Raw genomic sequence first — 23,359 nt, forward strand, 5'->3', positions numbered from 1 at the left:
CCGCTGCGCAGGCAGTTCCATCAGGAAGGAAAAGAGAATGATGAATTCTAGTCGCAGGTCGGCGTTTCTTGCTTGCTTGATCGCTGTAAGCACCATTGCTGCAACTGCAACCTTCGCACAGACCAAAACCCTGAAGTTCGGTCACGACACGAAACCTGACCCATTCGACAACCCGGCGCACGCCTGTGCCGCCGTTTTTGCAAACATTGTGGGGGCGGATACAAACGGTGCCGTTGAAGTAGAGATATTCCCGTCAGCGGCGCTGGGAACCGCGACAGAACACGTTCAGCTTGTCCGTGATGGCGTAATACAGGCGACACTGTCTTCTACAGGGCCTCTTGCGTCCTACTATCCCAGAATCGATGTGCTGAACATGCCGTTTGCTTTTGATTCCAATGCGATGACATACGAAGTTTTCGATGGTCCATTCGGGAACGCTCTGGCGAGGGATATTGAAAATGCTCTTGGCGATGTGGTTGTGCTGGGTTTCCCGGATACGGGCGGCTTCTTTGCCGTAACCAACTCCAAGCGGAAGATCGAAACGCTGGATGACTTCAAAAATGTTCGTATCCGCACGATGACCCTGCCGTCCCATCAAAAGATTGTGCAAGCCCTGGGTGCCGAAGCGTATCCGCTACCATGGGGAGAAGTATATTCTGCGCTACAAACAAAGACGATCGACGGGCAGATGAATCCGATCCCGATAATTTCGTTTTCCAACTTTTCCGAAGTGCAGCCGTACCTGACTCTGACCAACCATCTTTTCTCGCCGTACACGTTTATCCTGAACAGGGATTTCTGGGATGGGCTCAACGAAAATGAACAGCGCGTTGTTGGCTATGCGGCTACCTCTTGTATTGCGGCAAGCAGAGGTCTGTCCCGGATCATCGAAGCCTCAGATCGCGGTCTGGCGGGTCTTGTGGATAAGATGGAAGTCACTGCATTCACGCCGCAGCAACGGCAGGCGATGAAAAGTGCAACGCAACCTGCATTCGAAGCGCATGTGCAGGAAAACCTCGATGTGCAGGCAACCAAGCTACTTGGGCTTCTCAAAGAACAATTGTCCAATACCCGATAAGTTTTGGTCACGAACGGATGCGTTTCTTTGGCGTATTGTTGCGTGAAGCCTGAACTAACCGCCCAATCCAAATAGGATTGAGTGCGCCGCTTGGAAAATTCCAAGGCAGAAAGCGCGGAGATATCATCGATCGTGGCGCTTTCTGCCTTCGATCTTACCCAGGGCCAATCGGACTCGGATAGTCGATGATGCGTATTGCATCGCCTCTGATGGGCGGCTTAAACATCGGAAACCGCGTGCGATGTCTGTTTTGGTGGCGATGCCAAGGCACGCCTTCTGATCGAACCGCACCCTCGATCAGTTCGAGTGTCCTGAGCGTGCAAGACGTTCAGATATTTTGCGTCAAAAACCCCGTATCGCGGGAACAAAGCCCCGGCGTCGATGCCAGGGTTGAGGCGCTGTTTTCCAAAGTCAGCGCGCCATCTAGGGAATTGCCTGCCGGCGCTGCAGCCAGGTCCCCAATTCCTTTTCGGCGGAAGAGATGCTTTCGCGGTTCAGAATTTGCGACGTCATTGCCTTGGACACCGCCCGCACCCGTTTGTTGATGGCTATGTCCCGGCCATCAAATGGCAGATCGCCGACATCCAGCTTTTCGTAGATCGACAACAATCGGTTCTGTACCGTCCGCAAGGCCAGCTTGCGGCGAAGGGCGATGGTTTTGTCCGGCAAGCCCAGTGCAAGATCGGACAGGATGGCCAGCTCGACCTCGGTCAGCGCCTCGCCCGAGCGGCTCTGATCGCGCTGGATCTGGTGGATTTCACGATCAACCATGATCTGCGCTTCCACAAGAACCGCGCGCAGGGCCAGATGCATGCGCGAGGGGCTTGCGGTTTTCAGGACATACCCATAAGCGGCCTCTTTCGGGACGATCTTTGCGATGCCGCGCAGATATGCCTCATCGGAATAGTTCGACCAGAACAGAATGCGCGTGGCGGGGCGTTCGGACCAGATGGTTCGGGCGGCTTCAATGCCGTTGCGCTCTTTCATGCGCAGGTCCATGACGATGGCTTCGACCGCATCCCGCCGCGCCTGTTCCTCGCCCTCGCGCCCGTTGGTGGCCAGTGCGACATCCGTGGCTTCGGGCAATGCCTCCTGCACCAGTTCCAGCAGATAATTGGCATGCATCGCGTCATCTTCGACCAGAAGGACCTTCATGCCACCCCCTCGCTTTGCGGACATTCCGAGACCGGCAGGCAGACACAGATCCGGGTGCCGCTGTCATAGCAAATGTCGAACTGCGCAGCGATCAGCCGGGCGCGGGTGCGCATATGGGTCAACCCGCCCGACGCCTGTTTTGTCTCTACCGCCATCTTGCTGCGCCCATTGTCGCGCACGTGCAGATGCAGACCGTCGCGGCATTCAATCTCGACCTCAATCCGGCTGGCGTGTGCGTGACGGACTGCATTGTTGATTGCCTCTTGCGCGATGCGGAACAACGCAATGCGTTTGGCCTGCGGCAGCCGGTCGATCAAACCATGCGTCAGGTCGCGCACGTCAATCTCGATCTGCTGGTCGGCCCCGATGGCCCGTTCCAGATGGGTCCGCACCGCGTGCTGAAACCCGAACAGTTCCAGCAAAGATGGGATCGAGGTGTCGATGATTTCGCGCAGACCCTGAATGCAGTTCTGCACGCTGCCGCGCAGGTTTTCGATATCCTCGCGCGTTTTGCAACTTTCAAGATCACGGCTGATCCTTGTCATGTCCGCCAGGGTCTGGTCGTGCAGGTCCATGCCGATTGTCTGCCGCTCCAGCTCCAGCGCGTCGGTCAGGCTGAGCGCACCAAGCCGCAGCCCTTCTTCCCGGGCCTGCAACTCGGCCCGCATGATCGCCTCGCGCCTGGCCTGTTCATTCGCGCGCAAGGCATAGAAATAGGGGGCAAGGATATCCGCGATGTTGCGCACCTGATCGACGGCGTTCTGGTCGTAGAAATCCGGTTTCTGCGAGGAACAGTTCAACGCACCGATCGTCCGGCCCAGCACCTTCATCGCCACATTGACCCGGCTGCGCATGTTGTATTTCAGGATCGGTTCGCAATCGGCCCCATCGAACACATAGCGCGGGTCGTCCAGCGCATTGCCGGTCAGCAGGAAATCGCAATCGCCGCGCAGAATATCCCGCACCGGCGAGACCTCGACAGGCGCGCGGGTGCGGCTCCAACTGGTGCGCAGGCCGACCTCGTAACTGGTGTTCCAATAGCCTTTGTCGTCGATCAGGCAGACGTCCAAGTGATCGACCTCAAGGATGCGGTCGATCTCGGATTTGACCGAGCGCAGCGCGGATTTGATATCCAGATTGCCCGCAAGGTGGTTTGATATCCGCAGGTAATAGGCAAGATCGGCCATCAGGACGCTTTCAGCAGACCGGTCCGTGGCGACCGGCGGGATTGAGTATAGAATTGCCGCGCTGCGCTGTCATGCGGGTTTCCGCAGCGTGTTTGCGGGTTTCCGCAATCAATGCGCGCGTCTTACTCTTACCTGATGGCGAAGGTCAGGGAATCCTTACCGCGTCGGCCCTGATGGACCGGCACAACATACGCGCGGCGGTTGGGCCGCTCTGGGAGGATAAAATGACATTGAAGGCCATACTGCTCGGCGCTGCGGCCGGGATCATAACCTTTGCAGCCCCCGTTGCCGAAGCGGATACATCGGATAAACGCATCGCTCTGTCGAACAATTATGCTGGCAATTCATGGCGTCAGGCGATGCTGGAAAGCTGGCAGAAGAATGGCGATCAGGCGGTCACCGACGGGGTTGTCGCGGCTGCGGATGCGTTCACGACCTCGGAAAATCAGGCCACCGAGCAGGCCGCACAGATTCAGAACATGATCCTGCAGGGCTATGACGCCATTGTCATCAACGCGGCCTCACCAACCGCAATCAACGGCGCGGTCAAAGCGGCCTGCGATGCGGGCATCACGGTGGTTTCCTTCGATGGTATCGTGCAGGAACCCTGCGCCTGGCGCATCGCGGTGGACTTTCAGCAGATGGGGCGCGAGCAGGTGAAATACCTGGCCGAACGGTATCCGGATGGCGGCAACCTGCTGGAAATCCGCGGCCTGGCGGGCGTCTTTGTCGATGACGAGATCAGCGCCGGCATTCATGACGAGGTGACAAACACCAATTTCGAAATCGTCGGCTCGGTCCATGGGGACTGGGCGCAGGACGTGGCGCAAAAGGCAGTGGCCGGTATCCTACCCAGCCTGCCCGAGATCGTGGGCGTCGTGACGCAAGGCGGTGACGGCTATGGTGCGGCGCAGGCAATCGGAGCCACGGATCGCCCAATGCCGACCATCGTCATGGGCAACCGTCAGGACGAGTTGCAATGGTGGGCCGATGAACAGGCCGCAAACGGGTATGAGACCACCTCGCTGTCCATCGCACCGGGCGTCAGCACGCTGGCCTTCTGGGTGGCGCAGCAGATACTGGATGGGCAGGATGTGCCCAAGGACCTGACCGTGCCGTTTCTGAAAGTCACGCAAGACGATCTGGTTGATGCGCTTAAGACCACGCCCAAGGGCTCGGTCGCCAATGTGGAATACACGCAGGATCAGGCCAAAGACGTGATCGCCGCTGCCAAGTAACACCGCAGTGGGGGACGAAAGAAATACGGGACCCGGCGCAACATCTGCGCCGGTTGTCACACTGGAACAGGCCCATATGTCCTTTGGGCCTGTTCACGCCTTGCGCGCCGCGTCTCTGACCATCAGCGCGGGCGAATGTATCGGGCTGGTCGGTCACAACGGGGCCGGGAAATCGACCCTAGCCAATGTGATCAACGGACGGCTGACGCAGACGCAAGGGGCCGTGCGCTATCGTGATGGCGTTGGTGAGCTGCGCAACAGCCAGAACGCGCAAAACGCCGGTGTGCGCAGCGTGTTTCAAGAGCTGTCGCTGTGCCCGAACCTGACGGTTCTGGAAAACCTGCGCATCCCCTATCGCACGATGCCGCGCAAAGGCTGGCGGCGGGCCGCGCGGCAAAAGATGATTGATGCGCTTGATCTGGTCTTTCCCGGCCATGGCATCCGCCCCGGTGCAACCGTGGGCAATCTGACCATCGCCGAACGCCAGATGGTCGAGATCGCCATCGCCTTCGCCGACCGCGACCGGGAACCCAGCCTTGTTATTCTGGACGAGCCGACCTCGTCTCTGGACGCAGCCATCGCCCGGCAATTGCTGGATCATATCAAACGGTTCTGCGCAGCGGGCGGTGCGGTGCTGTTCATCTCGCATATGATGGGTGAGATTTTCGAGGTCTCGACCCGGATCATCATCATGAAAGATGGCCGGATCGTTGATGACCAGCATGCCAGTGCCTTCACCCGCAGCTCGATCGTCGATGCGATGGGGCATGTGGCCCCCGATGATGACAGTGCAGATACCGACCAAACAGCAAGGACGCTGGGGGCCGAGGTTGTGCGCAGCCCAAACGGGCTGAACGCGCGCGCGGGTGAGATTGTGGGCCTTGCCGGTCTGGCAGGCCATGGTCAGGCCGAGGCGCTGGCGCAGCTTTACTTCGATCATGCGCCGAAATGGAAATCCACCTCGGAACCGGATGTTGTTTTCGTCGCCGGAGACCGGGCGCGCGACGGGGTAATGCCGCTCTGGTCGATCCTGCAAAACCTGTCACTGACCACCTTGCCCGAGTTCAGCCGCAAAGTGATGGTGGATCGCGGGCGCGAGGCCGGGCTGGTGCAAAGCTGGCAGGATCGCATCGGCATCCGCACCGACAACCTGCTGAACCCGATCCTGTCACTGTCGGGTGGCAATCAGCAGAAGGTTCTGTTTGCCCGCGCGCTGGCCTCGTCCGCCCCGATTGTGGTGATGGACGACCCGATGCGTGGCGTCGATGTGGGCACCAAGAAAGAAGTCTATCAGATGATCCGGGATGAGGCCGCCACTGGCCGCAGCTTTCTGTGGTATTCGACCGAGACCGACGAGATCCTTGAATGCGACCGGGTCTTTGTTTTCCGCGCGGGACACATCGCGGCAGAACTGACAGGGGATGAGATCACCGAGGAAAACATCCTGCACGCCTCGTTCGAAATGCAGGAGGCCGCGCATTGACCAGTGACCGTTTGCGCCTTTTGCTGCCCGTCCTGTCTCTGGCCGTTCTGCTGGGCGCAGTGTTCTATCTGCAACCGCGCGCGATGAGCTATTTTGGCCTGAACCTGTTGTTCAATCTGGCGATCCCCGTGGCGCTGGCCACCATCGCGCAGATGATGATCATCATGGTCAACGATATCGACCTGTCCGTGGGTACATTCGTCAGTTTCTGCGCCTGTGTGACGGCCACGTTTGTTCATGACACGCCGCTGCTGGGCTATGCTATTCTGGCAGGCGCGATCCTTGCCTATGCCGCGCTTGGGGCGCTGATCCAGCTGCGCGGGTTGCCTGCCATTGTGGTCACGCTGGGCATGTCTTTCGTGTGGGGCGGGCTGGCGGTCTTGATCCTGCCCTCACCCGGCGGGGCCTCACCGGAATGGCTGAGAACGCTTATGACCCTCAAGACGCCTCTGGTGCCGATTGCGGTGATCGCCCCGCTGGTGATTGCCTTTGCCGTGCATCTGCTGATCAGACGGTCCTGGATCGGTGTAATCCTGCAGGGCGTCGGCGGCAATGAACGCGCGATGGAGCGCGCGGGCTGGTCCGTTGTCCGCCTGCGTGCCACCTCCTATGGGCTGGCCGGGCTTTTCGGCGTGCTGGCGGGCATGTGTCTGGTCGGGCTGACCACAGCGGCGGACGCCAATATCGCCCTGCGCTACACGTTGCTGTCGATTGCAGGCGTGATCCTTGGCGGAGGTGAGTTTGTCGGTGGCCGCATATCCCCCTTTGGCGCCGTGATCGGTGCGCTGACCCTGACGCTGGCCGCCAGCTTCCTGTCTTTTCTGCGCCTGTCCCCGGACTGGCAGATCGGCGCGCAGGGCGCGATCCTGATCCTTGTTCTGGCCGTCCGGCTGCTGTTTGTCCGCAAGGAGGCGACGGCATGAATGACACCCGGCCAAACCCGATACGTGCAGTGCTGCAAAAACCGTGGCTCTGGGCCTATCTCGCCGCCGGGTTGACCTTTGCCGCGACCAGTCTGATTGCCGGATCGGGCGCAGGCTCGCTGTTTTATGCGGCGCTGACCTTTGCCTCTTTCTCGGCCATTGTGGGCATTGGCCAGATGCTGGTGATCACGCTTGGCCCCGGGAATATCGACCTGTCAATCCCGGCCACGATGACCTTGGCCGCAACGCTGGCGCTAAAGTTCATGGATACGCAAACCGCCCTGATCCTGCCCGGGCTGCTGGTGGCCATCGGGGTCGGCATCGGCTGCGGCGTGGTCAATTTCCTGCTGATCCTGCTGCTGCGCATCCCACCAATCATCGCAACCCTGTCCGCCTCGTTCCTCTATCAATCACTGGCCATCTGGTCGAACCGGGGCCTGCGCATCAAACCGCCCGAACCGCTGGCCGACTTCGCCACCGGAGGGGCGCTTGGCATCCCCAATGTTGCGGTGGTGGGGATCGCGCTGGCCATCTGCGCCTGGCTTTTGCTTGAACGCGCCATCGCCGGGCGCTGGATTTCGGCCATCGGCCAGAACTTGCGGGCCGCGCGTCTTAGCGGCGTGCCGGTGAACGCGGTTCGGTTCGGTATCTATGTCAACTCGGCCATCTGCGCCGCGCTGACCGGGTTTCTGCTGGCCAGCTTTTCCGGCGGGGCCAATCTGAACATGGGGACCGAATACATGCTGATGTCCATCGCCGTCGTGGTGATCGGAGGGTCCTCGATCGGGGGCGGCAATTCGAACGTACCGGGCATCTGGGGCGCGGCGTTGTTCATGTTCCTGATCGTCTCAATGCTGAATTCCTACGGTCTGGGGGCCGGAATTCGCCTCATCCTGACAGGGCTTGTGATTGTGGGCGTGGTCACCCTGGCCAGCCGGAAAGGATATGACGCATGACCGTTTTACAGCATTACGAGATTATCCGGCCCGAGTTCCGCGATCTGATCCATTTCAATATCGGATTGACGCAGATATCTTCGGGCCATGTCTGGACCGAAGGCCCGGTCTGGTTTCCGGCGCATGAGATGCTGCTGTTTTCGGACATTCCACGGGCGCATATTTACCGCTGGACATCGGACGGCGTCGGCCTGTTTCGCGCGCAGTCAGACTATGCCAATGGCAACACCCGCGACCGGCAGGGGCGTCTGTTGACCTGCCAGCACGGCACCCGATCGGTGATGCGCACGGAACATGACGGCAGCAAGACGACCATTGCCGCCGCGTATCAGAACCGGCGGCTGAATTCCCCCAATGATGTGGTGGTGCGTTCGGACGGGTCGATCTGGTTCTCTGACCCGACATACGGCATTTCCTCGGATCTGGAAGGCTACCGTGCCCGTTCCGAGCAAGACGGTAATTTCGTCTATCGCGTCGACGCGGAAACCCTTGAGATAACGCCGGTGTTGCGCGATTTCGTGCAGCCGAACGGGCTGGCCTTTTCGGCTGATGAATCCCGCCTGATTGTCGCTGAATCGGGCAGCAGTCACGATCCGTCCGTGCCCTCGGTCCTCAGGGCCTTTGACGTGACGCCGGACGGGCAGCTCTCCGATATGCGCGATCTGGCCGAGATCGAACCGGGCCTGCCCGACGGGCTGCGGGTGGATCAGTATGACAATATCTGGTGTTCTGCCGCGGATGGGGTCCACGTGTTTTCGCCAACCGGGGATTTGCTGGGCAAGGTGAAAGTGCCCGAGACGGTCTCGAACCTGACATTCGGGGGGGTGCGGGGCAATGTTTTGTTCATCACCGCGACCTCCAGCGTCTATGCACTCTATGTCAATGCGACCGGGGCTGGGGTGTAAAGACCCTCTCCGTTCTGCGGGACGTTGCGAAACCTTGCGTTGACCCTCTCACCCAATCCGTTTTCTCAAGGGGGTCCCCGTTCGATATGGACCGCCCTGCGGCGGGCGGCCGAAAACCTTGGACATACTTGAGCGTCGTTAGTGGCCTACAGCTATCCCTTTGGGCTGACCTCAAACACAACTGAACCGACCCAGTCGCTGGAAGGGTCCCTAAGCGCGCTGGATTTGACGTGATAATTCACCTTGGCTCAATCGCAGGGACGAACGACCTGTCTTTGCACCCCCAGCCCCGCGATTCCCAATTCCATCACGTCGCCCGGTTGCAGGTAGATTTGTGGGTTTTGTCCCAAACCAACCCCCGGCGGTGTCCCGGTTGCAATGACGTCACCCGGCTGCAGGGACATGAATTGTGAGAGATGTGATACAATGGTCGCCACCCCGAAATGCATCGTTCTGGTCGAACCGTCCTGATACCGATGGCCATTCACCTCCAGATACATCGACAGGTTCTGCGGGTCGGCAATCTCATCCCGTGTGACCAACCATGGCCCAATCGGGCCAAAGGTGTCGGCTGATTTCCCCTTGATCCATTGACCCGAGCGGTGCATCTGAAAGTCGCGCTCGCTGAGGTCGTTGATCACGCAATACCCTGCAACATGGTTCAGGGCGTCCTCTTCCGAGACGTATTTCGCTTCTGTTCCGATCACCACGCCCAGTTCGACTTCCCAGTCGGTTTTCTTCGATCCACGCGGGATGATAACGTCGTCATTCGGACCACAAATCGACGATGTGGCCTTGGCAAAGATCACGGGTTCCTCTGGCAGCGCCATGCCGCTTTCAGCGGCGTGATCGGCGTAGTTCAGGCCAATGCAGATGAATTTCCCCACATGTCCGACACAGGGCCCCAGACGGGGCGCGTCTTCGACCAGGGGAAGTGTTGATGGATCAACATCCCTCAGCCGCGCCAATCCCGCATCGCTTAACATGTCGCCTGAGACGTCACCGATGACCCCGGACAGGTCACGTATTGCGCCTTCGGAATCCAAAAGGCCCGGCTTTTCCGCACCAAGGGGGCCAAAGCGAAGTAGTTTCATTTGTGTTTCCCTTTTTCCTAGATCGTCCAGCCGCCATCGACGGCAAGCGCCTGGCCAGTGGTGAATGCGGCGGCGTCACTGGCGAGGTAAAGCGCGAGTTCGGCAATCTCATCCGCTGCGCCGATCCGGCCCATTGGCTGGCGCGCGATGAAGTCACTCATTGCTTGTTCGTAATCCCCTGTGGCGCGCAGTCGGTCGTGCAGGCTTGGGCTGTCCACCGTGCCGGGACAGATCGCGTTGCACCGGATGCCCTGGGTGACAAAATCTGCGGCGATGGCTTTGGTCATGCCAATAACCGCGGCCTTTGACGCGCAATAGACAAAGCGGTTCGGCACCCCTTTGAGCGAGGAGGCCACCGATGACATGTTGATGATGGACCCGCCCCCCTTTGCAAGCATATCGGGCAGGGTCAGGCGGATCAGGCGGTACATGGCTTTGACATTAAGATCAAAGCTGAAGTCCCAGTCTTCTTCAGGACAGTCGAGGATCGTGCCGTTTGCCACATACCCGGCGCAGTTGAACAAGACGTCCAAGGCCGGCAACGTGGCGACCGCAGCCTCTACGGCTGCGCTGTCGGTGACATCAAGTTTCAAGACGCTGATCCCGTCCAACTTGGACAGCGTCTTTAATTTGTCATCGCTGATGTCACTGGCAATGACCCGAGCACCCTCTCTTGCGAACAACTCGGCCGTGGCGCGACCAATGCCCTGACCCGCCGCTGTGATGAAGATGGTTTTACCGGATAGGCGGCCATTTGTTTGCGTCGTCATGTATCCCCCTTAATGATTTTCTGAAAGCAACTTGACAGCAGAAACATTCATGCGATCTCGCGGCCTTCCGAAGTGGCGCGATTGAACAGTTCCGGCATGCGTTCGTGCAGCAATTCGATCCTGGGCATCAGCTGGCCCAGATGACGACGCATCGCGTCCTGGGCGTCCTGTTCGTTCCGGGCCAGGATCGCATCAACAATTGCGCGATGTTCTTCCAGCGATTCGACAATCCGCCCGGGCGTTGGCAGCAACAGCCTGCGCGCACGGCTGACCTGCAGCGACACGGTTTGCGCCACATCCGCTACACGGTCAAATCCGGTGAAACTCATCAGGAGTTCGTGAAACGCCTCATCCGCTTCATAGAAGCCTGAAATGTCATCGTCTTCGACCAGCAATGTCTGCAGGCGCATGCTCCGGTTGAGGATTCTGCCTTGGTCTTCCGTCAGATGCCGCGTGACTTTCCTAACGACCGCAAGCTCCAGCGCTTCGCGCAGAAAGACGCCTTCCTGAATCTCGGGCATCGAAAAGTATGAAATGCGTGTGCCCGATTGCGGGACAACATCAACCAACCCTTCGGACGCCAGACGCGTGATCGCCTCGGCCACGGGCGCGCGCGATACGCCCAGCTGATCGCAGATCAACGCCTTTCGCAGGTTCTGCCCGGGACGAAACTCCATACCAAGGATCGCGTTTTTGATCGACAGGTAAACCTGCTGAGACAGCGCGCCCTCGGATGCGGAAATGTGGTTCAGAACCCGGGGGTTGATATCTTGGTCTTTGTTCATGTGGCGCTACTTATCATTCTAACATGTTAGTTGACAAGCGAGAAGTGAATGCCTAGCAATCATGGGTCTATGAACAGCGACAGATGCAAAAATGCGTGAGATGCAGACATCCATGGACGATAAAGGGTACGTCATCCAGCTCCATGCCGCCGACAATGTTATGATTGCCTTGCGGGATTTGGGGGCAGGGCAGAGGGTTGCGGGGCTGGACACCAAATTGGTGTCGGGCGTTCAGCGGGGCCACAAAATCGCCGTGGAACATATTAAATCGGGTCAGAACGTCATTCGCTATGGCCAGATCATCGGGCAGGCAAAATCCGACATCGCACTGGGCGAACATGTTCACACACATAACCTTGGAATGGGTGCGCATCAGCAGGACTATGCCCACGCCACTGCCAATAGGCCGTTGGAACCTATCACTGAAGGCAGGAGTTTTCGTGGCTTCAAACGCGCCGACGGCAAGGTCGGCACCCGGAACTATATCGGCATTCTGACCTCTGTGAATTGCTCAGGGTCTGTCGCGCGATTTATTGCAGAGGCCGCTGAAAAGGACGGGTTGCTGAATGCGTTCCCCAATGTTGACGGCATTGTCCCCATCGTCCACGGGACGGGCTGTGGCATGTCGGGGAAGGACGAAGGCTATGCGACGTTGTTCCGGACATTGGCAGGCTATGCACAGCACCCCAATTTCGGGGGTATTCTGCTGATTGGTCTGGGCTGCGAGGTTATGCAGGTCAGCGATCTTGTGGGCGGGCGGCCTATCCGAGCCGATGGCGCATTGCGCTACATGACCATCCAGAATGAGGGCGGGACACGGCGCACCATCGAACGCGGCCTTGAGGAATTGCGCGGCATCGCTGAACTGGCCAATGGTGCGGAACGCTCGCTTCAGCCAATCAGTGAAATCACCGTTGGGATGCAATGCGGGGGGTCGGACGGGTATTCCGGCATCACCGCCAATCCGGCGCTTGGCTATGCGTCCGATTTGCTGGTGCGCAGCGGTGGGACAACCATCTTGTCCGAAACCTCAGAGATTTACGGGGCTGAGCATCTTTTGACGCGTCGGGCCGAAACCGAAGATGTCGGCCGCAAGCTTATCGAGCGCATCCTGTGGTGGGAGGATTATACCGCAAGGAATGCCGGTGAGATGGACAACAACCCCAGCCCCGGCAACAAGCGTGGCGGGCTGACGACGATCCTTGAAAAGTCTCTGGGCGCGGTCGCCAAGGGCGGCACGGCGCCGCTGACCGATGTCTACTTGTTCGGTCAGATCATCGACAAAAAAGGCTTTGTATTCATGGATAGCCCGGGGTTTGATCCCTGTTCCGTAACCGGACAGGTTGCCTCCGGAGCCAATCTGATCGTTTTCACCACCGGCCGTGGATCGGTCTCTGGCTATCAGCCGACGCCCTGCATCAAACTGGCGACGAATTCTGAGATGTTTGCCCGAATGGCGGATGATATGGATCTGAATTGCGGTGATATTGTCACCAACGGTGTTAGCATCGAAGCCAAAGGACAAGAATTGTTCGAAATCCTGATCCGCGTGGCCTCTGGTGAGAAAACAAAAAGCGAAGAATTGGGATTTGGGGGTGTCGAATTCGTGCCGTGGCAAATCGGCGCCGTAATGTGAAACCTGTTCGGCCTCGGACAAGGCGGTTGCCGGGATTGAAATCAAGCACTGTGGCTCTCGGTTCTTTCTCATAGGGGGGTATGGATGCGGGTCAGTCGCAGAGCAGAACGAACCGGAAGAGTTCTTCAACAACCCGAAATCGGAACGCAGATCCTTCAGGTTTTTTCCAAGGATATTCACGAACCGTTCAGCGTCATTGATCGCCATCACCGCTTCCTTACAGGAGGCGGGGTCATTCATGCCTCGGCTACTGCCGAACGGGTGATCGAAGAGGAACAAGCCTGTGAGACCCCTCGGGATGCCATGGTGGAAGGTGTTCTTCACCACTCTGCCCGCTGGCCTCCAAGTGTAAACAAGTGTCTTAACCTTATCAAAAAATCGGGATCACGGCTTGTCGCGATAAATCCTTAGTACTATTGTCGGCTATTGAAGAACGGAGTAATCCCACATCATGATGCAGGCAATCGATTTCAAACGGCTGGACGAACCTTGCGCCCCGCCGTCAGCGCAGATGGCAGAGCGGTCTGTGCGGATCATCAACCATCTACGTCTGGTTGCACTGCAATGCCGGTCTGCGGCGCGGGTTGATCTGGATCAGGCCTGCGCGCTTCTGCTGGCCGATCCGGCAGACGCACATATGCGCCATGCTGAAACACTGATGCGCGGGTTTCGGCAAGCGGTGTCCAAACGGCCGGTGTTTTATCGTCCAGGAACAACCGAGCTGTCCTTTGACGAAGCGTGGCTGGGCCGTCTGTTCGAAGCGGCCGAGCGGCAGGATGATGACAGTTTCCGGTTTTTGATTCAGTCCCGTGTGCCGCGCTGGACCCAAAGAAATCTGGCCTTTCTGATCCGCTCGATTTCCGAGCAATTCCATAAGATTTAGAATTATTCTAAAAAACTCTTGGAATTTCCCGGCGATCCTCTAAATTGAGGTGACAACACTGTTTTTTATCTCAAAGCAGTAAGGCCACCTACAGGATTTAAGGGATTATCATGACCCAGACAGCCATCGACCTGACCACAGATTCGCGCGCGGCCATTGCCGACGCTCTGAACCAGTCTGTTGCGGAAACCGCAGTGACGACGATGCTGGCGCAGAACTTTCACTGGAACGTCACCGGCATGGCTTTTGGCCCGCTGCATGACCTGTTCCAGAAGATCTACGAAGACCACTTTGTCGCGCAGGACGATCTGGCCGAGCGGGTCAAGGCGCTGGATGCTCATGCCGAAGGAACGCTGGCAGGTATGCTCAAGCGGTCAAAGATCAACGAGCATGAGGGCGACGCGACCGACAAAGAGATGATCAAGATCATGCTGGACGCGCAGGAAACCCTGGCTTCAACCCTGGCGGGTGCCGGTGAGCTGGCCGCCGGGCATGGTGACACCCTGACCGAGGACCTGTGCATCAGCCGGGGCCAGACGCATGAAAAATTCGCCTGGTTCCTGCGCGCACATCTGCGCTGAATCAGTCGGCCAGGGTGATATTCACCTTGGCTTTCTTTTTCTTCAGCTTCTTCAGATAGGCCGGTCCCCAATGGGTGTACCGGCCCATTTTTTCCTGCTGGCAGATCAGCAGTTGGATAAACGCCTCTTGCTGATCTGGGCGTTTGATCGATTTGTACAGCTTCTTCTGACTTTTCGTCATCGAACAGCCGATGCAATGTCCCTCGCGGCGAAATTTGCAGACGTCGATACAGGGAGAGGGGGTCTTCTTGCTCATGAAAGGGGCTCGCTGAAGCAATCGGTGCGTGGCTGGACTAAGGCTCTGTCTTGACCCAGATAATACCCATTGTCGAGGGCGCCAAGACCCGCGGAAGGTGTCTTTGTTCCGACAGAATACCCTATCGGGTGACCGGTGTTTTATCAGAGCTTGCCTGAACCGGTTTTGGTCGGAAAATCCGATGGTACCGGCGTCGCACAACGCGCGCCATGTCGGAAAACGGGCGCAGGTAGATGTCCAGCAGACGCGAGGAATGGGCCTCGGACGGGGGCAGGCCGAATTTCAGATCGGTATCGCGTTCGGACAGGTAAAGTGAACCGAACAGCCAATCCCAAACCGCAAAAGCCACGCCAAAATTCTTGTCGTGATGCTGGCGCGCGATGGAATGGTGCACCTGATGTTGCGCCGGGGAAATCAGGATATGTTCCAGCCACGGCCAATAGCGGATCGAGATATGGGAATGCCGCAGGTTCGACCCCGTGACATGGAACACAAAGGACATCACGTTGACGCCCAACACCGTGTATAGGTCCACTGCGTTGCCGAAAAAGAACAGGAATGTGGCCATTACCGTTCCCTGTGCAACGGCACCGCGCATGCCGTACAGCAACCCTTCCAGAGGATGGGTGCGGTAGACGGTGATCGGGGTCAGCGTCTCGGCCGAATGGTGGGTCTTGTGGATCGCCCACAGCAGGGGCCAGCGGTGCATCCAGCGATGCAGCAGGTATTTGGTGAAATCATCGACGATGAAGATCGTCACCGTGAACAGCGCAACAATGACACCTTTGGGTGTGTCCGAAAACACCCCGCGCTGCAGGAAATCGATGTCATGCAGCGCGTAGTACAATGCAGTGGCAATCGCCAGCTGCGATAGCAGTAGCGGTGAGATGAACATCGTGAACACACGGTTGATCACGAAAATCTTGTAATCCGCCCGCGCAGACGGCGAAAACAGGATCTTGCGGTCGAAGACCTGCCCCAACGCCCGTTTGAACGAGGATCGGCGCACCGCGACCAGCCAGACCAGCGCAATCAGAATTGTCAGGAGGAGATAGCCGAAGAAAATCCGCTTCTTCGGGTTGGAAACATCCGCAAAGACGTTGGCAATGTACTCGAAAATTTCCACATTTTGCCTTTCGGCTAAGTACCCGACGATGCGAAATGCACCGTCGGGTCGGGGTCACAAGACCCTTAGTCGTTTTCGGCCGAGGCGTTCTCGCCCAGTTTCTCGGCCAGAGCCGCCAGATCAGCCGTCGCGTCATTGGCGCGGGATTCGATGCCGAACGTGTCGATCAGCAGTTTCTGAACTTTCAGCATGTTGACCTGATAATCGTCCAGCGTCATCTCGCGACCACGGACAAAATTGCCGTCCGCATCGATGTCGGACACCATCTTGCCATCAGGCATCGCCGGGCCAAAGCCGATCAGCCAGTTCATGTCAATCGCGGCAGCGCCGAGGTTGTTCTTGCCCGATTGCAGCGCCATCGAGAAGCCCTTCAGCTCACCCCAGTGCTTGGCGTAGTTGCGCAGGGCCTTGTCGGTGTCCTCACCCGATTTGATCTTGTCGATATCTTTGTAAACTGAACCGGCATATTTGAACGTGGCTTCGGCCAGCGTTTTTTCCCAGTTGGTTTCGATGATATCGGCATAGTTCTTCAACTGCGCCCGCTGCTCATCGGTCAGCGCCTCGCCATTGGCCGACGCGATCAGCGCACGACCGTCGCGGAAGGCGTTGAAGATGGTGGTCATGTACTGGGTGTTCTTGTTGCCACCTTTGTCAGCACCTGCGGCGTAATAGGCCGGGCCAAAGACAAACTCGGTCTTCAGGTCGATGACGCCATCGCCATTGGCATCCGCTGCTGCCAGATCCTTCTGCTTGGACACGGCATAGTTCTGCTCGGGCGACAGGCTGACCGAATGGGCTGCCGCGCCGAAGTAACCGAACGCCTCATCCCAGGAATGTTCCTTACCGGTATAATGCGCGCCTTCGGAATAGGGCTGGTCATTGGGCTTGTTGTCGGCGTCCAGCTTCTCGTCCAGATAGTTGTCGACCGCCTGATTGTAAGCCATCGCACCCAGCGTGAATTTCGAGATCAACTGACCCCAGTCCATGCCGTTCACCGGGTCATAGCCCTGCTCGGATGCAGCGGCCAGTTTGATCATCTGCAGTGCGACATCCACACCCGACTGGTTGCCGGGCCACGCGGTCATCGCGCCTTTGTAGAACTTGCCCGAGATGTTCTTGCCCTTGGAAATCTCATTCACGGTCGATTGCTTGACCGGGAAGCCGTCCTTCGACACCGGAGCGATGATCGCCAGATCTTCTTCCGAGCCGTTGAAATAGGCCAGCATCAGGGCCTCGACTTCGGCTGCGTTGTTGCCGCCATCACCTTTGGCTGCCGCCTTTTTCAGGCTGTCATGCAGCACGTGACGCGCGATCTGGCCGGAGTAGGACACCGAGTTGGTCTTGTCCCCTTCATAGCCTTTCACGGTGACCGGAAATGGGCCGTAGGCCTGATCCGCAAAAGCTGTTCCGCCGACAAATGCGGCCACGACCAGCGCCGAGGTGAGTTTCAGTTTGGGCTTGAGCATGGGAGCTCCCTTTCATTCATAACCGACTAAAAGTATCGGATATTAAAACCTGATTCTTTTAGTCACCTTATGAGTGCTGGAGTCAAGACCTATCGCGGTTGAACCGCCATATTCAGTACCGGGCGGGCCTTGTTAAAGCCATTTAATTTCAATGTGATACTTTTGGTTCAGGCCCGTTCGATGTTTTCTGCGATTCGAATGGCTTCTTTCACGCTCAGGCGCAGCGAACGCCAACCCCGGCAGGCGTGGCGTCCGGCAGCTAGTCGTGTTTGGGGCTGTTGAAGGATCTCACCGGCAGTGCCGAACTCGACCACCACGCCTTTCTCTATCTCTGTGATGTAATCCGAGATCTGGGTGGCACCCCTCAAATCAATGGGTCCTGATCCCCAGGGTGGCAAATGCAATCAGCATCTGTTGAAAACAATAGATGCTGATTGCCAACCGGAACAGTTGAGCTTCTCAATCAACCGTTGGCGCATCATTTCACCAAGGCAAGGGTCCGCGTCATTTCATTGGTCAGGATCATCAATGACTCGTCACAGCCAAAGCCCGGCTTTGACAGCATGAACGACGGATCGCAGGCCAGGCCGATTTGCGTGGTGATCCGCGTGGACTGATCCGTTTCATTAGCAGACCCGCCAAGACAGGCACCCACGTCATTCTGGCGGGCATAGATCAGAGCCTCGATGGTGTTGTTGACGCCACCCAGATCCGGAGTTTTGACCTGTACGAAATCGGCAGCCTTGGCCTTTGCAAAGGCCTTGATGTCGTCCAGCGTGTTGCACCATTCATCCGCTATCAACCGTACGCGCAGACCCTTGGCCCGGATGCGTTCGCTGAGCGCGCTGAACATTTCGATCTGTTCGGCCCGGTCACGCATCACCGCTGGCGATTCAATGTATAGATCGTAAGGGGCGGCTGTCTGTTCCAATTCGGCAAAATAGTCGACCATCCGGTCCGGGTCATTGTCGAACAGCTCGGCCGCGCTGCCGTAGAGATCATAGTGAATCGCGGGCTTATAACCCTGTGCGCCGATCTCGTGGATACGGGCCACCAGCTTGCGGGTATATTCCTTAAGCTTTTCACCGCGCAGGCCCAGATCGCGCACGACCTGCGGAAAAGCCCCGTGTGGCAGAAGATCGGCCTTTTTGACAATCGCCTTGTCGATGGCCAGATGATCAAACGGTTCGCAATTCGCCAGGATCGGGATCGGCTTGGCGACCAGCTTGGTATTGTATTCGGCGGCCACAACCTCAGCAATTGTGGTCCTGTTGGCCAGAGCGGTCGCGTGCAGGATCGCCTGTGTGATACCATAGCGCAACGCGGTGTGAACGCGGCGGCCGTCATGGGTCATCTTGTCGATTTCTTCAGCCAGCGGGCGGAACTTGTCCACGGCCTTGCCAATAAGAACCTTGGGGAGCGTGTTTTCCAGAAATGGCATGTGCTCTTCGGGCTTGAACAGCGGATCACGCCCGGCCTGACCCGAGAAAATCACATCCATGCAATCGCCAAACCCGACCGAGCCATCTTCGAGCGTCAGCATCACCGATATGCACCGTCCGGGTTGCACGATGGTTTCAAATCCCGGTGTGATCGGAGGATCGCTGTAAACCAGCCCGTTGGGCTGCGCGCCCTTTTTAATGCTGAGCAGATCTTCGTTGTAAAACCCTGCGCGGCCTTCGGCGAAAGTTACCTTGGTGATCTTCATTTCAAAATGCTCCGGGGTATCTGGACGAAACAGGGGCCCGATCTTCGGGCCCCTGAAAGCGTGTTGGTGATCAGACCTGATTGTTGCTGTCGCGCTCGATCAGATGGTCGATCGGCTCGGGCGTGAACAGACCCTTTTTCATCACCACTTTCACCCAATAGGCCGCAAACAGCGCACCGGCCAGCAAGACGCCCCCGGCGATGCTGAACACCTGTTTGGTCAGCTCTGGTGCGGGGGAGGCATTCCAGATCGCATAGGCCATCCCGATAATGCCCAGAATCTGCGGCAACGGATACAGCGGTGTTTTGAACGGACGATCCCGGTCAGGATAGCGGCGGCGCAGAACGATCACGTCGATATGGACGATGATATAGGCCAGCAGCCAGGCAATCGCCGCACCAACCAGCAGCAGGATGATCGCATCCGCGTTGACGCCGTAGACAAAGATCGGACCACCGGTGACAACGGCCACAAAGACGATGGCAACCCAGGGCGTGTTGTATTTGGGGTGCAGCTTGCCAAAGGCGGAAAAGGTCTGTCCGTTTTTGGCCATCCCGAACAGCATACGCGGAACCGCGGCGAGCGATGTGTTCACGGTCGAACAGGTCGCGGTGAATGCCGCCAGTGTCAGGAACACCAGACCGGTTTCACCAAACACGGCGCCGACATATTCGTAATGCGGCAGTGCCGACCCGGCCAGCGTCTCTTGCGGGACGTAAAGCAGGGCTCCCAGGCAATAGACCACATACATCGCCAGAATGACGGTTGCGCCGATGATCATCGAACGCGGAATGTTACGCTCGGGGTCTTTGGTTTCAGACACAAGCGGGCAGACGAATTCCAGCCCGACGAAACCCCAGATGGCCAGCGCCAGAAGGGCCAGAACATTGGAATCGGCAAAGACCACCTTCAGAACCAGCTGGCTTTCAGGCCGGGGCAGGGCAACGCCATAGATCGACGCCAGACCGATCAGTGAAATCGCGGCAATCATGATAAAGGACAGCGCCGATTGCATGGTGGCAAAGATGTCCACGCCGCGTATGTTCAGCAGCGTGAATATGGCCAGCAATCCGATGGCCAGAACCATGGGCGGCAATTCGATGCCGATGACCTCTTTCAACATCAGCTCGATCAGTACGAGTTCCGCTGAAAGTGCGAACATCGCCACCACAAGATAGCCCGCAAACACCGCCACGATGGCCGGAAAGTTGCCGATTGCGGCCTCGGTATAGGTACTCAGCGTACCGGGGCTTTTGAACAAAAGCGAAAGTTCGGCAAACGAGAACACATAAAAGAGGGCCAGCAGATAGGCCAGTCCCATGGTTGTGAAAAAGCCAAAGCCGCCGATACCGGCCCCTTGCAGCATAAGCACCATGACACCTTGCGACACCACAAGGCCCACGCCGACTGCGAGTAGCTGAGAAAATCCAAGCGTCCTTTTCAAGGTGCCTGTCTGTTGTACATCTGAGGTCATTCCCTGTTCCTTTGTTTGGCTTCAATCAGAGCGCCTGTCGCACATGGTGAAAACAAACCGTGCGAGTTCTGTTCGCTAGCTAATGATACCCCTCATTTTAGGGTGGTTTATTATATATTGCCCCCAATAAGGGGTATATACCTCCAAAGAGGTATACGAGACTTATCATTTTTCGGCGCCGAAGGTGGGCGCAAGTTCCGTATCGTGGCCGTGGTGGATGATCACACGCGAAAGAACCTGGCGCTGGTCGCAGATACATCGCTATCGGGTCTCCGCGTCACGAGGGAGTTGAACCGACTGATGGCAGAGAAAGGCGTACCGAACACCATCGTTTCAGACGGTGGCACCGAGTTCACCAGCGTGGCCATACTGCGCTGGGCGCAGGACAACATGATCGACTGGCACTACATCGTGCCTGGCAAACCACAACAGAGCGCCTTCGTTGAAAGCTTTAACGGTAAGCTTCGAGACGAATGCTTGAACAAAACGCTCTTCGCCTCATTGGCAGAAGCCAGTTCAGCGCTGGAAGAATGGCAGGAGGACTACAACACCCAAAGATCACTCTCGGCACTCGGAGATGCGCTTAAGAACGCCGCAGGGATCATAGAGTGGAAGATATGAGGAGGCGTTGCGGTAGTTGGTGGTTGTCTGCTGCGAAGGAGCCAAGCACAATCAGCCACGAAACGTTGCGGTTACCGTCGCGGTCACTCTGCCGAAAGAAACAAAAGCACCCTCGGGTGCCTTGTGTAAAATGCAGAGATATTCTGCCTTTCCGGAAAGGCTAACCCATTGTAGATATAGACAATTCTATTAGTTACTTTTGCTAACTTGCCTTCACCGCCAATATATATTGCCTTTGTGACCCAGCTCAGGATAACGATCCGCCATTCTTGACAAGCCAACTGCAATGCAGCCGTTCAATTGTTGGGAACTATTTGGCTGACGCCCATAGAGACGAGGTTGCCATCGGGGTTTAAAACCCTGAGGCAGTCCAAAGGAGTTCGCGACTGACAGAAAGCATGGAACGGAACAATTACGCCCCCAGAATCTGACGGCCCATTCGGTCACCATAGACCTTGCCGGTAATGAAATTACGGCGCGTGCGTAACCCCAACAAGGCCACGACCCGTGTGTCGATCAGTAGGCCGGATACATATGAGCGACTTCCGAGAACATGCGAAGAAATCATTTGCGAACAGCAGTCGGTACATACATATGGGCCGCTTTGGAGATTGGCGCGTTGGAATGCGTCCTCCCATCTTCTAGCGACGCTGGGGTCGGACGTGGAGTTTGCCATTCCAAGGTGGGCTTCTCGCAACTCCGCCATGAACGCTTTCTGAAGTTCTTATGCACCCTCCTCAAACTCTTGATTCCGGACTGCCAGCCTCTGCTCAACCGGCAGCTTGCAGATCTGAGAACGGTATCCTATTCTGCAGATGCTCTTAGCAGGAGCATGGCACTCGCCGTTTCGAAGCTGCAGGCAGCACTGCTCATCAAAAACTCAACTTCTTCAATAGCTCACTTTCCGGCTTGAGGGACGTCTGGCGAGTGGCGTTTTATCTCAGGCCCGGAGATAGCAATGTTGATCGAAGATATCCGACCCACCACCCTCACTGGGGTCAAACGGCTTGCAAAAGACCTGAAAAAGACCAAGGGCATCAAACATTCTGATGCGCTGGACATGGCTGCGCAATCTGCCAACTGCGAAAACTTTCACCACGCCCAAAAGATACTCCCGATGCGAGGCGCGAAGCACGACGCACCCTACGTGCTTCTGACGATCTACTGGAGCGACAAGGACCGCGGCCATCAATGTGGCCGAGAAACTCTGCGAATTGAACTCTCCAATCCCATCCTCGACCTCTGCGACAAAAGCGGCCTGAAATATGTCCGCGGCTTTGGAAACCTCAGAATGGTCGCCAGTGACCATTTTGTTTGTGACGAGATCGCTCCAAGCCAGGACTATGCAAGGGGTCGGCTTTGCACGGCAGAACGATCGCTGCGCTTCATGGAATACACGGGCCTTAGACCCTATCGAAACCGAAGCACGTACCCAAAAGTCTTGGACGAAGACAAACTGCCAAACACAGATCACGCAACATCTTGGGTCGACCATGAGCACGGCCAGTTCATTCTAGTCGATGAACCCTATGGCAATGTGCCTGATACCCATGCACGTGCGGACTGGTCCGAACGTACCGGGTGGCGCATTGAGAAGAGCGCGTGGCCCGGCATGTATAGCCCATACAACTGTGACCTCTATGTCGGCGTCGATGGAAAATCCGGCTACGATTTCGATGCCTTGATGGCAAAGATCAACGCAATGCCTGCCCCTATCGTCAGCGAGTCCTGGACAGGGGACTCTGTGTCGTCGTGGGAGACCTTCTTGAGCCCGATAGCAAAGACGCGCCAGGATGAGCGCCGCGCAAGATGCAAAGGCATGATCTATCCTTCGGCCAGCAAAAACACCGTGCCGTACACCTACAATCCGGGCTGCCGTGACCGCCGTCCAGTCGGCGAGCTTGGCATCGAGGGCCATATGGAAGCAGGACGGATCATAAAGACCGCCATGCGGTCGCGCCATTCGCGCGACGCTGTGTACACCTGATCAGCCCCACTTGAGTGGTCCAATTTGATTGTTAGTGTATGACCGGC

Annotated in this window: 20 protein-coding genes and 1 pseudogene; 11 read left to right on the forward strand and 10 right to left on the reverse strand. The window is 57.4% G+C overall.

The window, feature by feature from the left end:
• The first annotated feature begins 37 nt into the window (after positions 1-37).
• The gene (locus tag MPJ51_RS03220) at positions 38-1,078 is read left to right on the forward strand and encodes a DctP family TRAP transporter solute-binding subunit (RefSeq protein WP_298381655.1); all 1,041 of its coding nucleotides are present in this window, start codon (positions 38-40) and stop codon (positions 1,076-1,078) included.
• A 423-nt stretch (positions 1,079-1,501) separates the two neighbouring features.
• Here the strand turns inward: MPJ51_RS03220 and MPJ51_RS03225 are convergent, their stop codons facing one another.
• A complete protein-coding gene (locus MPJ51_RS03225) occupies positions 1,502-2,233 on the reverse strand; it encodes a response regulator transcription factor (RefSeq protein ID WP_298381658.1) in 732 nt (243 codons plus the stop codon).
• A complete protein-coding gene (locus MPJ51_RS03230; protein WP_298381660.1) occupies positions 2,230-3,420 on the reverse strand; it encodes an ATP-binding protein in 1,191 nt (396 codons plus the stop codon). Before MPJ51_RS03230 ends, MPJ51_RS03225 begins: the two co-directional genes overlap by 4 nt.
• 224 nt (positions 3,421-3,644) lie before the next feature.
• On the opposite strand from MPJ51_RS03230, the gene MPJ51_RS03235 reads away from it, so the two are divergent.
• The 5 genes from MPJ51_RS03235 to MPJ51_RS03255 all read left to right on the forward strand — a co-directional run bounded on the left by MPJ51_RS03235 (position 3,645) and on the right by MPJ51_RS03255 (position 8,925).
• The gene (locus MPJ51_RS03235) at positions 3,645-4,658 is read left to right on the forward strand and encodes an ABC transporter substrate-binding protein (protein ID WP_298381662.1); all 1,014 of its coding nucleotides are present in this window, start codon (positions 3,645-3,647) and stop codon (positions 4,656-4,658) included.
• Between the two features lie 76 nt (positions 4,659-4,734).
• The gene (locus tag MPJ51_RS03240) at positions 4,735-6,141 is read left to right on the forward strand and encodes a sugar ABC transporter ATP-binding protein (protein ID WP_298381664.1); all 1,407 of its coding nucleotides are present in this window, start codon (positions 4,735-4,737) and stop codon (positions 6,139-6,141) included.
• Complete coding sequence (locus tag MPJ51_RS03245) at positions 6,138-7,064, forward strand: ABC transporter permease (RefSeq protein WP_298381666.1); 927 nt, start codon at positions 6,138-6,140, stop codon at positions 7,062-7,064. The genes MPJ51_RS03240 and MPJ51_RS03245 overlap by 4 nt, the downstream gene beginning before the upstream one ends.
• The gene (locus MPJ51_RS03250) at positions 7,061-8,020 is read left to right on the forward strand and encodes an ABC transporter permease (RefSeq protein ID WP_298381668.1); all 960 of its coding nucleotides are present in this window, start codon (positions 7,061-7,063) and stop codon (positions 8,018-8,020) included. The genes MPJ51_RS03245 and MPJ51_RS03250 overlap by 4 nt, the downstream gene beginning before the upstream one ends.
• Positions 8,017-8,925: an SMP-30/gluconolactonase/LRE family protein gene (locus tag MPJ51_RS03255; protein ID WP_298381670.1), complete on the forward strand. Its 909-nt coding sequence runs from the start codon at positions 8,017-8,019 to the stop codon at positions 8,923-8,925. Before MPJ51_RS03250 ends, MPJ51_RS03255 begins: the two co-directional genes overlap by 4 nt.
• Positions 8,926-9,173: 248 nt before the next feature.
• Here the strand turns inward: MPJ51_RS03255 and MPJ51_RS03260 are convergent, their stop codons facing one another.
• The 3 genes from MPJ51_RS03260 to MPJ51_RS03270 are packed head-to-tail and all read right to left on the reverse strand — an operon-like array spanning position 9,174 to position 11,574.
• Positions 9,174-10,019 (reverse strand): fumarylacetoacetate hydrolase family protein, encoded by an 846-nt coding sequence (locus MPJ51_RS03260; protein WP_298381673.1) that lies wholly within the window; start codon positions 10,017-10,019, stop codon positions 9,174-9,176.
• A gap of 17 nt (positions 10,020-10,036) precedes the next feature.
• Complete coding sequence (locus MPJ51_RS03265) at positions 10,037-10,789, reverse strand: SDR family oxidoreductase (RefSeq protein ID WP_298381676.1); 753 nt, start codon at positions 10,787-10,789, stop codon at positions 10,037-10,039.
• Positions 10,790-10,836: 47 nt separating this feature from the next.
• Positions 10,837-11,574 (reverse strand): GntR family transcriptional regulator, encoded by a 738-nt coding sequence (locus tag MPJ51_RS03270; protein WP_298381680.1) that lies wholly within the window; start codon positions 11,572-11,574, stop codon positions 10,837-10,839.
• 112 nt (positions 11,575-11,686) lie between these two features.
• Here MPJ51_RS03270 and MPJ51_RS03275 point away from each other — a divergent pair, with 112 nt between their 5' ends.
• The 3 genes from MPJ51_RS03275 (at position 11,687) to MPJ51_RS03285 (ending at position 14,674) form a co-directional block, all read left to right on the forward strand.
• Positions 11,687-13,210, forward strand: a complete 1,524-nt coding sequence (locus tag MPJ51_RS03275; RefSeq protein ID WP_298381683.1) for an altronate dehydratase family protein — start codon at positions 11,687-11,689, stop codon at positions 13,208-13,210.
• A 451-nt stretch (positions 13,211-13,661) separates the two neighbouring features.
• Positions 13,662-14,093 carry a hypothetical protein gene (locus tag MPJ51_RS03280; RefSeq protein WP_298381686.1) on the forward strand — a complete coding sequence of 144 codons (432 nt, stop codon included), beginning with the start codon at positions 13,662-13,664 and terminating at the stop codon, positions 14,091-14,093.
• Between the two features lie 110 nt (positions 14,094-14,203).
• A complete protein-coding gene (locus tag MPJ51_RS03285; protein WP_298381689.1) occupies positions 14,204-14,674 on the forward strand; it encodes a DNA starvation/stationary phase protection protein in 471 nt (156 codons plus the stop codon).
• Position 14,675: 1 nt separating this feature from the next.
• Here MPJ51_RS03285 and MPJ51_RS03290 read toward each other — a convergent pair whose 3' ends face one another.
• The 5 genes from MPJ51_RS03290 to MPJ51_RS03310 all read right to left on the reverse strand — a co-directional run bounded on the left by MPJ51_RS03290 (position 14,676) and on the right by MPJ51_RS03310 (position 20,704).
• Positions 14,676-14,930, reverse strand: a complete 255-nt coding sequence (locus MPJ51_RS03290) for a DUF1289 domain-containing protein (protein WP_298381692.1) — start codon at positions 14,928-14,930, stop codon at positions 14,676-14,678.
• Between the two features lie 121 nt (positions 14,931-15,051).
• Complete coding sequence (locus tag MPJ51_RS03295) at positions 15,052-16,056, reverse strand: sterol desaturase family protein (RefSeq protein ID WP_298381694.1); 1,005 nt, start codon at positions 16,054-16,056, stop codon at positions 15,052-15,054.
• A gap of 65 nt (positions 16,057-16,121) precedes the next feature.
• Entirely contained in the window at positions 16,122-17,522 is a 1,401-nt protein-coding gene (locus MPJ51_RS03300) for a DUF4856 domain-containing protein (protein ID WP_298381698.1), read from the reverse strand.
• A 478-nt stretch (positions 17,523-18,000) separates the two neighbouring features.
• Positions 18,001-19,230: a methylaspartate ammonia-lyase gene (locus tag MPJ51_RS03305; RefSeq protein ID WP_298381700.1), complete on the reverse strand. Its 1,230-nt coding sequence runs from the start codon at positions 19,228-19,230 to the stop codon at positions 18,001-18,003.
• A 70-nt stretch (positions 19,231-19,300) separates the two neighbouring features.
• Entirely contained in the window at positions 19,301-20,704 is a 1,404-nt protein-coding gene (locus MPJ51_RS03310; protein ID WP_298381704.1) for an APC family permease, read from the reverse strand.
• 186 nt (positions 20,705-20,890) lie between these two features.
• Here MPJ51_RS03310 and MPJ51_RS03315 point away from each other — a divergent pair.
• Together MPJ51_RS03315 and MPJ51_RS03320 are read left to right on the forward strand one after the other, a co-directional pair.
• Positions 20,891-21,280: pseudogene (locus MPJ51_RS03315) on the forward strand (integrase core domain-containing protein); the annotation flags it as partial.
• A 1,003-nt stretch (positions 21,281-22,283) separates the two neighbouring features.
• Complete coding sequence (locus tag MPJ51_RS03320) at positions 22,284-23,312, forward strand: hypothetical protein (protein ID WP_298381707.1); 1,029 nt, start codon at positions 22,284-22,286, stop codon at positions 23,310-23,312.
• The last annotated feature ends 47 nt before the right edge of the window (positions 23,313-23,359 follow it).

Source organism: Ruegeria sp. (assembly GCF_028066395.1).
Taxonomy (GTDB): domain Bacteria; phylum Pseudomonadota; class Alphaproteobacteria; order Rhodobacterales; family Rhodobacteraceae; genus Ruegeria.